Source organism: Enterococcus sp. 3G6_DIV0642, assembly GCF_002140635.1.
Taxonomy (GTDB): domain Bacteria; phylum Bacillota; class Bacilli; order Lactobacillales; family Enterococcaceae; genus Enterococcus_D; species Enterococcus_D casseliflavus.
In genome coordinates this window covers 1,795,472-1,811,055 of record NZ_NGLH01000001.1, presented here as the reverse complement: position 1 = coordinate 1,811,055, position 15,584 = coordinate 1,795,472, and the positions used below count along the sequence as shown (strand labels likewise).

Below are 15,584 nucleotides of genomic sequence, written 5' to 3'. Positions count from 1 at the left end.
TAGGAGGAAACTATGATAAAAATGGATATGAGCATGATTTCCACAGTATTATTGGCACTTTTGTTTATTAATACGATCGCTGCCTTTATTACTGTTTTTCGGAAACCACGCTCGATTGCAAGTGTCTTTGCTTGGATGATGACGTTGGTATTCATCCCCGGCATCGGGTTCTTGTTGTACTTGTTTTGTGGTCGGGGGATCGACGGAGAAATTATTTATAAATTTAGTGAGCACCACCAAAGTAGGATCAATGAGTTGAATCAAATCATCAAAGTGCACAATTATTCTTTTCCTGAACATCCTTACTCAGATGACAATCATCTATTAGAGCGCTATTTTAAGAACCTTGATGAATCGCCCTTGACGAAAGGAAACAAAGTAGAATTTTATACAGATGGAAAAGAAAAATTTGCAGCATTGTTTGAGGACATGAAGCAAGCAGAAGATAATCTGCATGTGGAGTATTATTCGTTTTTTAATGATGAGATCGGTGGCCAATTCTTGTCAATCTTGATCGATAAAGCCCGTGAAGGTGTTGAAGTGCGTTTGGTCTATGATCCATGGGGGTCACCGAAGGCCAATCGGAAATTCTTTCAACCGTTGATTGATGCCGGTGGAAAAGTCGTGCCTTTCATCACTTCGAAGAACCTAATCCGCAACACACGATTGAACTACCATCTACATCGAAAAATCGTTGTGATCGACGGTCAAATCGGATGGACTGGCGGCTTTAATGTCGGCGATCAGTATTTAGGGAAAAAGGCCAAATTTGGCTATTGGCGAGACACCCATGCGAGAATCGTAGGTACTGCCAGTTTTACACTACAAGAGATTTTTATTCGTGACTGGAACGCATCTGTAAAAAGAGAAGAGGATCAGCTGGAATACGAGGATCGCTACTTTATTCTACCGCCGAAAGAGCGATCTGGAAATGTTGATTTGCAGATCGTCGCTGATGGGCCGGAAAGTGAGACCCAAATTCTCAAAGGCGGTTTTGTAAAAATGATTTTGGCTGCCAAAGAATCGATTTGGATCCAAACGCCTTATTTGATTCCCGATGACAGTATGATGAATGCATTAGAAATTGCGATTCACTCAGGTGTAGACGTCCGAATCATGATTCCATGTATGCCGGATCACCCATTTATTTACCGGGCAACGCAGCATTATGCCAATTACTTGCATCGTCGTGGTGCAAAAATCTACATCTATAACAACGGTTTCCTCCATGCGAAGACGGTCATGATGGATGATACCATTAGTTCCTTTGGGACGACGAATCAAGACATTCGGAGTTATGCCTTGAATTTTGAAGTCAATGCCTTCGCCTACGATCACGATGTCACGCAAACGTTGAAAGGCTTCTTTGAAGAGGATATGGCACAATCAACATTACTGACGGATGAAATTTTGGCGAAGCAATCTTACTGGTTGCGCTTCAAACAAAACTTCTCTCGGTTATTGTCTCCGATCCTTTAATTTCATCGCTTTTGCTAATCCTTGGCGTGCCAAATGGTCGGCACCTTTGTTTTGACTCTCAGGGACCCATTGGATGATTGCTAAAGCGAACTGTTTCAACAAGTATTGAATTTCTGTTAAATAATCAGAAAAAGCAGGGTTTTTGGTATAATTCTTGTCGATGGTCTGCGCAACGACTTTGCTGTCGGTATAGAGCATAATTGTTTGTTCCTGTAAACCTTTGTCAATCAGCAGCTGCAACGCGTTGACCATCACAGCGAACTCTGCTTGGTGGTTGGTTGAATCAGGTAGCGGAAACGCAATTTGTTCATGCAGATCAGTACCGACAATGACGATTCCACCGCCACTAGGGCCGGGGTTGCCTTTCGTGGAAGCATCAAGATAAACTTTTAACATTGTCTCACCCTTTTTTGATATGATAAAGATAGTATACTAGAAATTTTATGTTGTGAGGAACTTTTATGAAGCGTAAATTGTATTGGCAACCGGAAGCTGCTACAGCGATCATTTATTGGTCGTTTACTATGATGATATTATTTATCAGTTTGATTCTTTCGTTAGAAAATACCAGACCTTATTGGAAAAGCAACCTCGTATTAGCCGTCTTTTTCTTTTTTGTATGGTTAGGGATTCACCGAAGCATGCTCATCAGAAATGATTTGCTCCTGATTCGCTATGCGCGCTTATGGAAGAAAAGCCTTATTTCTTTACCTGAGATAGAAAAATGGCAAATTATAAACCGTTTAATAAGCATTACCGATCATCAAAAAACATATACCTTCACGTTGCGTAAAAAAGATGTGGCATGGTTAGAAACTTTTTTTCAAGAAAAAATCCCTGAAAAAAGGGTGCAGGTCGAAACCAACGAGTAATTCATAGGAATCTAGAAAGCAGCGATCACTCCTTTTGGCGTTACAGCCTTAGGAGGGACGTTGTTTTTTGTTTACATTAAGGATTCGTGAAACTTTTTGTAAAAGTGTGAAAAATCTCTCTTTCTTTCTGAATAAAATCAAGTATAATAAGAGCATAGCAAACAAAATACATTTTAAAGTGCTAAATAGTTCGTGAATTGAGGGTAAAAATGAAATCAGATATCGAAATTGCACAAGAATCAATGCCTAAACCGATTATTGAAATTGCTGAACCACTTGGTTTAACAGGCGATGACCTGGAACTTTATGGCAAGTATAAAGCAAAAATCGAATGGTCGGCAATCAACGAAAAAGCAAACAATCCGCTGGGTAAACTCATTTTAGTCACAGCGATCAGTCCGACACCCGCTGGAGAAGGCAAGTCAACCGTGACCATTGGACTTGCAGATGCGTTAAATCAAATCGGCAAGCAAACCGTCATCGCCTTACGTGAGCCATCTTTAGGACCAGTAATGGGCATCAAAGGCGGCGCCACCGGCGGCGGCAAAGCACAAGTGTTGCCGATGGAGGATATCAACTTACACTTCACTGGCGATATACATGCGATCACAGCAGCAAACAATGCCTTGTCTGCATTGATCGACAATCATATCCAGCAAGGCAATGAGTTGGGGATCGACGGACGTCGGGTCACATGGAAACGGGTTGTCGATTTGAATGATCGAGCGTTACGACAAGTGATCGTCGGTCTAGGGGGACCGTTACAAGGCGTTCCCCGAGAAGACGGTTTTGACATCACCGTTGCTAGTGAAATCATGGCGATTTTGTGCTTGGCAACAAGCATTCATAATTTAAAAGAGCGATTAGGAAAGATTTTAATTGGTTATTCTTTTGAGAAACAACCGATTTACGTAAAAGATCTGGCGGTCCAAGGTGCTTTAGCCTTACTTTTAAAAGATGCCCTCAAACCGAATCTCGTTCAAACGATTGAAGGAACCCCTGCGCTGATCCATGGCGGACCTTTTGCAAATATCGCTCATGGGTGTAATAGTGTCATCGCAACCGAGACGGCTTTGCACTTAGGCGAATACACGGTGACCGAAGCTGGGTTTGGTGCTGACTTAGGGGCAGAGAAATTTCTTGATATCAAAACACCGAACTTATCAAAGGCACCAGATGCGATCGTAGTAGTAGCGACGATCAGAGCACTGAAGATGCATGGTGGGGTCGCTGTGGCTGATTTAGGGACAGAAAACTTAAAAGCATTAGAGTTAGGCTTCAGTAATTTAAAGCGACATGTTGAAAACATGCGTAAATACGGGATTCCAGTTGTCGTTGCGCTTAATGAGTTCTCACAAGACACCGAAGCGGAGCGAACATTAGTCGAAACCATGTGCCAGAAAATCGACGTCACCATCGCACGGACAGCCGTTTGGGCAGACGGTGGTGCAGGTGGAACGGATTTAGCAAAAGCAGTGGTTCAAGTAATCGAGGAAAAACCTGCCAACTATCAACGCTTGTATACCGACGATTTGCCTTTAGCGGATAAAGCTTCTTTGATCGTGCGGGAAATCTATGGCGGGGCAGAGGTTGAGTTTGCGCCGAAAGCCAAGGCACAGTTGCAAAGCTTCAAAGAACAAGGCTGGGATCAGCTGCCGATCTGTATGGCAAAAACCCAGTATTCCTTTAGTGATGATCCAAAGCGATTGGGCGCACCAGATGACTTTACAGTAATGATTCGCGAATTCGTGCCAAAATTAGGGGCTGGCTTTATCGTAGCCTTGACTGGTGCCGTGATGACGATGCCAGGATTACCGAAGAAACCTGCCGCCATCAATATGGACGTGACTTCTGATGGCCAAGCGATCGGTCTTTTTTAAAAGAGCTATCACAAACAAAGAAGGCATTCGCGGCATTTGAAACGGAAAAACGGAAAGAGATGACTTGAAAGGACGGGTGCAAGCGGCATTCGTCTTTTTCTCGTTCATTAGACGTGATGGAAGATAAAAGTAGGGATTCTTGTTATAATAATCAAGGAAGCAAGCAAAAGTCTATTTTCTTTCTTTTGATAATCAAGTATACTTAACCAATTGAGGTGATCTTTGTCAATGGAGCTACAACTAACTAGGAGGACTGGTTTTTATGGAATGGGCAGTCCCTTGGAGGTCATGCAAGGAAAAAAAAGAATCGCTGCCATCAATCATCAGCAAACGATTTTTTTGGCGCTGGCTGAGCAGACGCCGATTCGTGTGCGCATGTTTTTTTTAGAAAGTCAGCCTTTTCATTTACCAAAAGACCAATCAGCGCTCAAGCTGGAGGTCGTGATGAATCCTGCGCTTAAAAGAATATATATCGGCTTTTATTTAAGCCTTTTTCTCATGATGGGGGTATTGGGCTTATTATCCATCTCCCTTTACTCGTTGCTTTTTGTCGGTGTGTATTTAGTGGCATATTTTGTCTTTGTTTTGATTTATTTAAAAAAAGCGTATCTTATCAAGGAGGTTCCTCATGGCTAGTGGTGCAGATCAATTTTTGAGCAGTTTTAATCGAATCGAAAAGCGGCTTCGTGACGAATTGGATAATCCGCGGAATATGGGTTTTTCTGAAATGGTTCGTCGCTTGTCAAAAAGCAAAAATATCAATGTCAGAAGAGCAGAAGATGATCTATTACAAATGGCTCAGCTGCGCAATGCCATCGTACATGAAAAAATCGGAGAAAACTTTGTCATTGCAGAACCGAATGAATGGGTTGTCAATCGCATCCAAGAAATTGAACGCTCCTTACTGGCACCTGAAAAAGTCATGCCGCGTTTTGCGAAACGAGTGACTGGTTTTGAAAAGCACCTGCCATTACCAGAGTTATTGAAAATCGTTGCCCAAAAGCGCTATTCACAATTTCCGATCTATGATAATGGTCGATTTTTGGGATTGATCACCTTGCGGATGCTGGGATACTGGTTAGCGAAAGAAAGCCTCCATGGTGAAATCAAGTTGGCAGGCAGAACGGCAGATGAATTATTAGCAGGAGATGGGAAACGATCGAATTATTGTTTCGTGTCGGCTGAAACGACCATCGTAGAAGTGGAAGAATTGTTTCAAAAAAATGCCCTGCTTGAGGCGGTTTTGATCACCAAGGATAAAAATCCGAATGGAAATCTCTTGGGCATCATCCGTCCGCGAGATATTTTTAAAGAAGAAAGAGTGGAAAATTTATGATCGCGTTGTTTTTTTTGTTAAGTGCTGTTGTCATTGGCTTGGATCAATGGCTGAAAATTTGGATCGTTGCCAATTATCAACTGGGTGAAACACATTCTCTGATCGACAATGTGTTGTCCCTGACCTATCTTCAGAATACGGGCGCAGCTTGGAGTATTCTAGAAGGAAAAATCACCTTTTTTGCGATCATCACCGTTATCGCGGTTGCTGTTGTTGTTTACCTATTGTTTCGCTACCAAAAAAGCAGTCTATGGTTTCGTTTCGGACTTGCGTTTGTTCTAGGTGGGGCGATCGGTAATTTTATCGATCGGTTGCAGCATGGCTTTGTGGTCGATATGTTCCAGCTTGATTTTATCAATTTCCCAATTTTCAATATCGCTGATATGTCATTAGTGTTCGGGGTGATCTTGATTTTTATTTATGCACTGGTAGATGACGAAGCAAAAGGGAAACAAGGAGAATCAAATGGAAAAGCAAATTGAAGTAATCATTAAAGAAGAAAAAGGGCGGGTCGACAAAGTGTTGGCTGAACGCTTGCCAAATCATAGTCGGTCACAAATCCAGCAGTGGCTAAAAGAAGATGCGGTCACATTGAAGGGCGAAACGGTTCGGGCAAATTATAAGGTAAAAGCAGGTGATCACTTGATCATCCAAGTACCAGAACCTGAAGTTGTAGACTTACAACCAGAAAATATTCCTTTGACGATCGTCTATCAAGATGCTGATGTGGCAGTCATCAACAAGCCGCAAGGGATGGTGGTTCATCCATCCGCTGGGCATCCCAATGGCACCTTGGTCAATGCGTTATTGTACCATATGGATGATTTATCCACGATCAATGATGTTGTTCGGCCAGGAATCGTTCATCGAATCGACAAAGATACGTCGGGTCTGTTAATGATCGCCAAAAATGATCAGGCACATGAGTCGTTAGCGAAACAATTGAAAGACAAAACATCGTTACGCAAGTACGTAGCATTGGTCCATGGCAATATCAGCCACGAAAAAGGCACCATCAATGCACCGATCGGCCGCTCGAAAGTTAATCGGAAAATGCAAGCCGTGATCGAGAATGGCAAACCCGCAGTGACTCATTTCACCGTGTTGGAACGCTTTGATCAATTTACCTTGGTGGAATTGCAATTGGAAACTGGAAGAACCCATCAAATAAGAGTCCACATGCAGTACATCGGTTTTCCGCTAGCTGGCGATCCGCTATATGGACCTAAGCGCACGCTAAAAGGCAATGGGCAGTTTTTACATGCCAAGCTTCTAGGCTTCACCCACCCAACAACAGGCGAGTCGCTGGTCTTTGAAGCGCCATTACCAGAGCTGTTCGCGGACACGTTAAAAAAATTGCGAAAAAATGATTGATTTTTTTGTGTGAGAACTGTATAGTAATTGTAACAACTAAATAGCTCCTTTAAATGTAGTCCCGTGAGGCTAAGAAGGAATGAGTAAGCAGACGACTCCCGCGTTGGAGATTCGAACCCTTACTAGATGATAACGTGTACCCAAAATCCACAGAATGGGATTTTAGGCAACGATCGGAAAACATGACTCCTACCTCAAGCAGGTAGGAGTTTTTTTATGTTCAAAATTAGGAGGGAATAACATATGGCAGCGAAAGAAGTAGTAGATGCAGTAACAATGAAACGAGCGTTAACGCGGATCACCTATGAAATTATTGAAAGAAATCGAGGCATTGATAACTTGGTGCTGGTAGGGATCAAAACCCGCGGCATCTATATCGCGCAACGAATAGCAGAACGTTTAAAACAACTAGAAGGCGTAGAAGTACCTGTCGGTGAATTGGACATCACCTTGTACCGAGATGACAAAAAGACAGAAGATGATCCAGAGATCCATTCATCAGACATCCCGACTGCCATTGATGGCAAAGAAGTCATCTTGATCGATGATGTCTTGTTTACAGGACGGACGATTCGGGCAGCTTTGGATGCCATCATGGATATTGGTCGACCAAAAAGAATCTCACTCGCCGTTTTAGTTGACCGCGGTCATCGTGAATTGCCGATTCGGGCAGATTTTGTTGGAAAAAATATTCCAACTGCTTTAAGTGAAGAAATTATCGTGGAGATGGAAGAATCCGATGGTTCTGACCGGATCATGATCAATAAAGAAAACGACTAGGAAGAAGAGTGACAGCAACATGCAGAAGCAAGAATTTCGTAATCCAGACGCAGTTTTAGACATCAAAGATCGGCCCAAAGCACTGCCTTGGTTAGGCCTAAGCTTACAACATCTTTTCACGATGTTTGGGGCAACCGTTTTAGTTCCGATCCTCGTTGGGATCAACCCCAGCATCGCTCTAGTTAGTTCAGGTATTGGAACATTGGTTTACTTGGTTACGACGAAAGGGAAGATTCCAGCGTATCTAGGCAGCAGCTTTGCGTTTATCGCAGCGATGCAGATGCTGATGAAATCTGACGGCTACCCAGCTATCGCACAAGGCGCCATCACGACTGGGTTGGTCTACGTGATCGTTTCGATGATCATTAAACGTGCGGGTGCTGCTTGGTTGGATAAGATCTTACCACCGATCATTGTCGGTCCTGTGATTATGGTGATTGGATTAGGGTTAGCCGCTAACGCAGCTCAGAATGCGATGTACAATGACTCAGTCTACGATTTCAAGTACATTCTGGTAGCCTTGGCTACCTTAGGATTAACGATTTTCTTCAATATGTTTCTGCGAGGGTTCTTAGGACTGATTCCGATCCTTCTGGGGATCGTGGGCGGATACTTTATCGCCTTAGCAGCGGGAATCGTCGATGTACAGCCCATCATTGACGCCAACTGGTTTGGCATGCCGAGCTTCGAGATTCCCTTCATTAACTATGAACCAAAACTGTATCTGAATGCAATCACTACGATGGCGCCGATCGCTTTTGTTACCATGACCGAACATATCGGTCATCTGATGGTCTTGAACAAATTAACGAAGCGGAACTTTTTTGAAGAGCCAGGCTTGAACCGAACACTATTGGGAGATGGGTTTGCTCAAATTGCAGCCGGTCTCGTTGGGGGCCCCCCAGTGACAAGTTACGGAGAAAACATTGGGGTTTTAGCAATTACACGCGTCCACAGTGTGTTCGTTATCGGTGGTGCAGCAGTTCTAGCCATCGTACTAGGCTTCGTTGGAAAACTAAGCGCATTGATCTTAAGTATTCCTGGTCCAGTCATCTCAGGGATCAGCTTCCTGCTCTTTGGCGTCATCGCTGCCAGCGGGTTGAAAATTTTGATCGACAACAAAATCGATTTTGATCGTAAGAAGAATTTGATCATTGCGTCAGTGATCCTTGTGGTAGGAATCGGCGGTCTTGTCTTCACGGTCGGTACCTTCACATTATCCGCAATGGCGTTAGCAACTGTCCTAGGGATCTTCTTGAATCTTATTTTACCTGACAGCTCTCGCAGCGAAGAAAAATAACTTGTGCCAACTCATCGTTTAAACAGAATCAAAGGAGGAATTCATTCATGATTATTCAATCCGAAAGAATCAGCTTAAAGCATCTTTTGACGGTAGAAGCATTGACGGACCGTGAAGTGATGGGACTCATCCGCAGAGGACAAGAATTCAAAAGAGGGGCGAAATGGATGCCCCAAAAAGAACAATATTTCGCAACAAATCTCTTTTTTGAGAACAGTACCAGAACCCACAAAAGCTTCGATGTTGCTGAGAAAAAACTAGGGATCGAAGTCATCGAATTTGAAGCCTCCACCAGTTCTGTTCAAAAAGGCGAGACCTTGTATGACACGGTCTTGACGATGTCGGCTTTAGGTGTAGACGTTGCGGTCATTCGCCACGGCGATGAAAATTACTACGACGCTTTGATCCAAAGCAAAACGATCCAGTGCAGTATCATCAATGGCGGGGACGGCAGCGGCCAACACCCAACTCAATGCTTGCTAGATCTGATGACGATCTATGAAGAGTTTGGGCATTTTGACGACTTGAAAGTCGCAATCGTAGGTGACATCACCCACTCACGGGTCGCAAAATCAAACATGCAAATGTTGAAGCGTCTCGGAGCGAAAGTCTTCTTCTCAGGTCCAAAGGAATGGTATGACGAAGAATTTGAAGTATACGGTCATTGGCTACCATTAGACGAATTGGTCGCAGAAGTCGATGTTATGATGATGCTTCGTGTCCAGCACGAGCGCCATGATGGAACGGAAAGCTTTTCAAAAGAAGAATACTTAAAAAATCACGGGTTGACCGTCGAACGCGCCGCAAGAATGAAAGAGCATGCGATCATAATGCACCCAGCGCCGGTCAATCGCGATGTGGAATTGGCTGATGCCTTAGTTGAAAGCTTACGCTCACGAATCATCACACAGATGTCCAATGGCGTCTTTGTTCGAATGGCGATTCTTGAAGCGGTGTTGAACGGTAAGGCCTAACAGGCAAAAAGGAAAGAATTAGAGGAGGAAGTTTACATGAAAACACTCATTAAAAACGGTAAAATCATCAAAAAAGACAATCACTGTGTTCCTGCAGCAATTTGGATCGAAGAAGGAATCATTCGCGGGATCGGTACAGCATTTCCCGAAACAGATTTTGACGAAGTCATCGATGCCAAAGAGCAATTGATCACGCCAGGTTTAGTGGATGTTCATGTACACTTCAGAGAACCAGGCTTTGAATACAAAGAAACAATTGAAACGGGCAGCATGGCAGCAGCTCGCGGTGGGTTCACGACAGTTTGCGCAATGCCAAACCTTGACCCAGTTCCCGATACACCGGAAAAATTAGCAGCTGTTTACGAAAAAATCAACGCAGATGCGTCAATCAATGTCTTACAATACGCCCCGATCACCGAAAACTTGCGCAGCGAAACGTTGACGGATGCAGCTGGAATGAAAGCCGCGGGGGCATTTGCCTTAACAAATGACGGTGTCGGGGTTCAGACTGCTGGCACAATGTATTTGGCAATGAAGCAAGCCGCCGAAAATGACTTGGCCTTGGTTGCCCATACAGAAGATGATTCCTTACTCTTTGGCGGCGTGATGCATGCTGGTAAAAAAGCAGAAGAACTTGGACTACCGGGGATCTTGAGTGTAACGGAAGCTTCTCAAATCGCTCGTGATGTACTTTTGGCGGAAGCAACGGGTGCTCATTACCATGTCTGCCATGTCTCGACCAAAGAAAGTGTTCGAGTGATCCGAGATGCCAAAAAAGCTGGTATCCATGTGACAGCCGAAGTTTCTCCTCATCATTTACTTCTAATCGATGAAGATATTCCTGCCGATGAAGGCTTTTGGAAAATGAACCCACCGTTACGTGGGCAAGAAGACCGTGAAGCGTTGATCGAAGGTCTGCTGGATGGCACGATCGATTGTATCGCGACGGATCATGCCCCACATGGCTATGAAGAAAAAATGCAAAGCTTTTTAAAAGCACCATTTGGCATCGTCGGATCAGAATATGCCTTCCAATTGTTGTACACTCATTTTGTCAAAACAGGACGCTTTACCTTGCAACAACTAGTGGATTGGATGACCGTGAAACCAGCATCAATCTTTGGTCTAAGCGCCGGAACGATGATGGTCGGAGACAAAGCCGATCTCGCGATTTTTGACTTAGAATCAGCTTATAACGTGGATCCTAAGCAATTTCTATCAAAAGGAGTCAATACGCCTTTCGGTGGATGGACGTTATATGGGGATACAAGTTATACATTTGTAAATGGAAAATTAGTATGGCAAAAAGGTGGGCAATAATATGAAACGTTGGCTTATTTTAGAAGATGGAACATACTTTGAAGGCGAAGGCTTTGGTGCCAGTATCAATGTTTTTGGTGAGATTGTTTTTACCACCAGCATGACGGGCTATCAAGAAGCCATTACGGATCAAAGCTTTAACGGACAAATCATTACGTTTACGTATCCGATGGTTGGAAATTACGGCGTCAACCGAGACGACTACGAATCAATTTCACCGACTTGTAAAGGGGTCGTTGTGAAAGAACACGCGCGTCTAGCGAGCAATTGGCGGAAACAGCTGACGTTAGATGAATTTTTAAAACGCAAAAATATTCCAGGGATCGCAGGAATCGATACACGCGCGCTGACAAGAAAGATCCGTCAACATGGGACCATGAAAGCGAGTATCGTTGATGCAGGAGATGTCTTTGACCATGCCTTTGATCAATTAAAAGCGGCGGTTTTACCAACCAATCAAGTGGCACAAGTTTCTACCTCAAAACCTTATCCAAGTCCTGGAACGGGTCGCAATATCGTGGTCATCGACTTCGGCTTGAAGCACAGTATTTTACGGGAGTTGTCACGCCGCAACTGCAATTTAACGATTTTGCCATACAATACGACAGCGCAAGAAATTTTAGACCTCGCACCAGATGGTGTAATGCTGACAAATGGACCGGGTGATCCTAAAAGCTTGCCAGAAGCAATTAAAATGATACAAGGGATTCAAGGCAAGGTACCGATCTTCGGGATTTGTTTAGGCCATCAGCTCTTCTCATTAGCGAATGGGGCAGATACCTATAAAATGAAATTCGGTCACCGCGGATTAAACCATCCGGTAAGAGAGATCGCCACTGGTCGGATCGATTTTACCTCACAAAACCATGGCTTTGCTGTGGATGAAGCATCCATCGATCCAGAAAAACTAATGGTAACCCACGTCGAAGTGAACGATGGCACGATCGAAGGGGTTCGTCATCGCCGCTACCCAGCATTCAGTGTCCAATACCACCCAGATGCGGCACCGGGCCCGCATGATGCAGTCCACTTATTTGACGAATTTTTAGAGATGATCGATGCATGGAAGGAGCAGAACTAATATGCCAAAACGTACAGATATCAAGAAAATCATGGTTATCGGTTCTGGACCGATTATTATAGGACAAGCGGCAGAGTTTGATTATGCTGGTACACAAGCTTGTTTAGCATTACGAGAAGAAGGCTACGAAGTGGTGTTAGTCAATTCGAATCCCGCAACGATCATGACGGACAAAGAAATTGCTGACAAAGTCTACATTGAACCAATCACATTTGAGTTTGTCTCACGGATTTTACGTAAAGAACAACCTGATGCAATTTTACCGACATTAGGTGGACAAACGGGCTTGAACATGGCGATGGAATTAGCCAACTCAGGTATTTTGGATGAATTAGGAATTGAGTTGCTAGGAACCAAATTAGCAGCAATCGACCAGGCAGAAGACAGAGATCTATTCAAACAATTAATGGAAGAATTGGATCAACCGATCCCAGAATCCGAAATCGTGTCAACGGTGGAAGCAGCAGTTGATTTTGCGAAAAAAATCGGCTTTCCAATCATTGTTCGTCCAGCATTTACGCTAGGGGGAACGGGCGGCGGCATGTGTAACAATGAAGAAGAACTTCGCCAAATCGCTGAAAACGGCTTGAAGCTCTCGCCAGTGACCCAATGCTTGATTGAACGGAGTATTGCTGGATATAAAGAGATCGAATATGAAGTGATGCGAGATTCTGCTGACAACGCGATCGTCGTTTGTAATATGGAAAACTTCGATCCAGTCGGTATCCACACCGGCGATTCCATCGTCTTTGCGCCGAGCCAAACTTTGTCAGACCATGAATACCAAATGTTACGGGATGCCTCATTAAAAATCATCCGCGCGTTAAAAATCGAAGGTGGCTGTAACGTTCAATTGGCGCTTGATCCTCATAGCTTCAACTACTATGTCATTGAAGTAAATCCACGGGTCTCACGTTCCTCTGCGTTAGCAAGTAAAGCTACAGGGTACCCGATTGCCAAACTGGCAGCGAAAATTGCCGTCGGTTTAACATTGGATGAAATGAAAAATCCAGTCACAGAAACGACGTATGCAGAATTTGAACCCGCCCTTGACTATGTCGTCGCAAAAATTCCTCGCTGGCCGTTTGACAAGTTTGAAACTGGGGAACGTCGATTAGGAACACAAATGAAAGCGACTGGTGAAGTGATGGCGATCGGTCGTAATATTGAAGAGTCATTATTAAAAGCCGTTCGTTCATTGGAGATCGGCACACACCATATCGAAATGAAAGAATTAGAAGCTCTTTCTGACAATGATCTGATGGAAAAAGTCATCAAGGCGCAGGATGATCGCCTATTCTACGTCATGGAAGCCATCCGAAGAGGGTACACCATCGAAGATTTGAACGAAATGACGAAAATCGACTTGTTCTTCTTGGATAAGATGCTTCACATCTTTGAGATCGAACGAGCATTAGCAAACGAACCACAATCCCTTGATGTGTTGAAAAAAGCCAAGCAAAATGGCTTTACGGATAAAAAGATTGCTGAGCTGTGGGAAACCACGGAAGCTGAGATCCGTACGCTGCGTCATGAGCAAAAGATTTTGCCCGTCTACAAAATGGTAGATACATGTGCCGCCGAATTTGAATCTGCAACACCTTATTTCTACAGCACCTATGAGTTTGAGAATGAAAGCAAGCGCAGTGAAAAAGAATCTGTTCTTGTCCTAGGTTCTGGACCGATCCGAATCGGACAAGGGGTGGAGTTCGATTATGCGACAGTGCACTCGGTGAAAGCGATCCAAGCTGCTGGCTATGAAGCGATCATCATGAACAGTAATCCTGAAACGGTTTCGACTGACTTTTCTATCTCCGACAAGCTGTACTTTGAACCATTGACCTTAGAGGATGTCTTACACGTCATCGATTTGGAACAACCCATTGGGGTCATCGTCCAATTTGGCGGGCAAACGGCGATCAACTTAGCAGAGCCTTTAGTAAAAGCTGGGGTCAAAATCTTAGGCACCAGCATTGAAGATCTTGATCGTGCCGAAAATCGTGATCTCTTTGAGCAAGCATTACAAGCGCTAGATATTCCGCAACCACCAGGGGATACAGCGACGAACGAACAAGAAGCGATCGCCATCGCTCAAGAAATCGGCTATCCTGTTTTAGTCCGCCCAAGTTATGTCTTAGGGGGACGTGCGATGGAAATCGTGGAAAACCAAGCCGATTTAGAAGATTATATGCGTCATGCAGTGAAAGCATCACCAGAACATCCTGTCTTGGTCGATCGTTACTTGGTCGGTAAAGAATGTGAAGTCGATGCTATCTGTGACGGCAAAACTGTTTTGATTCCTGGAATCATGGAACATATCGAGCGTGCAGGGGTCCATTCAGGAGATTCAATGGCGGTCTATCCACCGCAAAATCTTTCGGATGAATTAATTGCAACGATCGAAGAATATACCAAACGCTTGGCATTAGGTTTAAATTGTATCGGTATGATGAATATCCAATTTGTCATCCATGAGAACAAAGTGTATGTCATTGAAGTAAACCCTCGTGCTAGCCGAACCGTACCATTTTTAAGCAAGGTAACAGAGATCCCAATGGCACAAATTGCCACGAAGGCGATTCTCGGAGATGAGATCACAGCGTTAGGTTATCAAGACGGACTTGCGCCAACACCAAATGAAGTACACATCAAAGCACCTGTCTTCTCCTTTACAAAACTTTTAAAAGTCGATACTTACTTAGGCCCTGAAATGAAATCAACGGGTGAAGTAATGGGATCAGACAAAGATTTGGCAAAAGCACTTTATAAAGCTTTTGAGGCATCAGGCCTGCATATTCCTGAATTTGGAAAAGCACTTTTCACCGTTGCAGACGAAAGCAAAGAAGAGGCCACAGCGCTGGCAGCGCGTTTCGTAGAGGTCGGCTTTACCTTATTGGCTACCAATGGAACCGCCGATTACTTTGAAGAAAAAGGACTACAAGTGACTCGGGTTGCCAAGATTTCCGAACAGCAAGCAGAAGAAACGGTTGTTGATTTGATCCGTAAAGGAACGACCCAAGTAGTAGTCAATACCATGGACAAAGATCGCCAAAATGCAACGGAAGACGGATTTATCATCCGCCGAGAAGCGGTGGAACATGGTGTACCGACCTTTACTTCTCTTGATACAGCGGATGCGATTCTAAAAGTGATGGAATCCCGCAGTTTTTCAACAAAAGCAATTTAAC

Annotated in this window: 14 protein-coding genes; 13 read left to right on the top strand and 1 reads right to left on the bottom strand. The window is 44.0% G+C overall.

The features are described from left to right. Positions 1 to 12 precede the first annotated feature (12 nt). The gene (cls, locus tag A5878_RS08660) at positions 13 to 1,479 is read left to right on the top strand and encodes a cardiolipin synthase (protein ID WP_015509734.1); all 1,467 of its coding nucleotides are present in this window, start codon (positions 13 to 15) and stop codon (positions 1,477 to 1,479) included. Here the strand turns inward: cls and A5878_RS08655 are convergent. Next, positions 1,459 to 1,875, bottom strand: a complete 417-nt coding sequence (locus A5878_RS08655; protein WP_005226128.1) for a ribonuclease HI family protein — start codon at positions 1,873 to 1,875, stop codon at positions 1,459 to 1,461. The two genes, cls and A5878_RS08655, sit on opposite strands and share 21 nt — an antisense overlap. 65 nt (positions 1,876 to 1,940) lie before the next feature. On the opposite strand from A5878_RS08655, the gene A5878_RS08650 reads away from it, so the two are divergent. From A5878_RS08650 to carB, 12 genes are all read left to right on the top strand, one after another. Beyond that, positions 1,941 to 2,351, top strand: a complete 411-nt coding sequence (locus tag A5878_RS08650) for an EbsA family protein (protein WP_074535782.1) — start codon at positions 1,941 to 1,943, stop codon at positions 2,349 to 2,351. A 209-nt stretch (positions 2,352 to 2,560) separates the two neighbouring features. Further along, positions 2,561 to 4,231 (top strand): formate--tetrahydrofolate ligase, encoded by a 1,671-nt coding sequence (locus tag A5878_RS08645; RefSeq protein ID WP_074535783.1) that lies wholly within the window; start codon positions 2,561 to 2,563, stop codon positions 4,229 to 4,231. Between the two features lie 228 nt (positions 4,232 to 4,459). Next, positions 4,460 to 4,867: a hypothetical protein gene (locus A5878_RS08640; RefSeq protein WP_074535785.1), complete on the top strand. Its 408-nt coding sequence runs from the start codon at positions 4,460 to 4,462 to the stop codon at positions 4,865 to 4,867. Beyond that, entirely contained in the window at positions 4,860 to 5,567 is a 708-nt protein-coding gene (locus A5878_RS08635) for a CBS domain-containing protein (RefSeq protein WP_005226123.1), read from the top strand. Before A5878_RS08640 ends, A5878_RS08635 begins: the two co-directional genes overlap by 8 nt. After that, positions 5,564 to 6,049, top strand: a complete 486-nt coding sequence (lspA, locus tag A5878_RS08630) for a signal peptidase II (protein ID WP_005226122.1) — start codon at positions 5,564 to 5,566, stop codon at positions 6,047 to 6,049. The genes A5878_RS08635 and lspA overlap by 4 nt, the downstream gene beginning before the upstream one ends. Beyond that, positions 6,033 to 6,941, top strand: coding sequence for an RluA family pseudouridine synthase (locus A5878_RS08625; RefSeq protein ID WP_074535788.1), 909 nt, complete (start codon positions 6,033 to 6,035; stop codon positions 6,939 to 6,941). Before lspA ends, A5878_RS08625 begins: the two co-directional genes overlap by 17 nt. 243 nt (positions 6,942 to 7,184) lie before the next feature. Then, the gene (gene pyrR, locus A5878_RS08620; protein ID WP_005231374.1) at positions 7,185 to 7,721 is read left to right on the top strand and encodes a bifunctional pyr operon transcriptional regulator/uracil phosphoribosyltransferase PyrR; all 537 of its coding nucleotides are present in this window, start codon (positions 7,185 to 7,187) and stop codon (positions 7,719 to 7,721) included. A 19-nt stretch (positions 7,722 to 7,740) separates the two neighbouring features. After that, a complete protein-coding gene (locus A5878_RS08615) occupies positions 7,741 to 9,021 on the top strand; it encodes a solute carrier family 23 protein (protein ID WP_086295413.1) in 1,281 nt (426 codons plus the stop codon). A gap of 47 nt (positions 9,022 to 9,068) precedes the next feature. Next, positions 9,069 to 9,995, top strand: coding sequence for an aspartate carbamoyltransferase catalytic subunit (locus A5878_RS08610; RefSeq protein WP_005235988.1), 927 nt, complete (start codon positions 9,069 to 9,071; stop codon positions 9,993 to 9,995). Between the two features lie 36 nt (positions 9,996 to 10,031). Next, positions 10,032 to 11,315, top strand: coding sequence for a dihydroorotase (locus A5878_RS08605; protein WP_074535789.1), 1,284 nt, complete (start codon positions 10,032 to 10,034; stop codon positions 11,313 to 11,315). A gap of 1 nt (position 11,316) precedes the next feature. Next, positions 11,317 to 12,396, top strand: a complete 1,080-nt coding sequence (locus tag A5878_RS08600; protein WP_005235984.1) for a carbamoyl phosphate synthase small subunit — start codon at positions 11,317 to 11,319, stop codon at positions 12,394 to 12,396. A 1-nt stretch (position 12,397) separates the two neighbouring features. Next, a complete protein-coding gene (gene carB / locus A5878_RS08595) occupies positions 12,398 to 15,583 on the top strand; it encodes a carbamoyl-phosphate synthase large subunit (protein WP_074535791.1) in 3,186 nt (1,061 codons plus the stop codon). The last annotated feature ends 1 nt before the right edge of the window (position 15,584 follow it).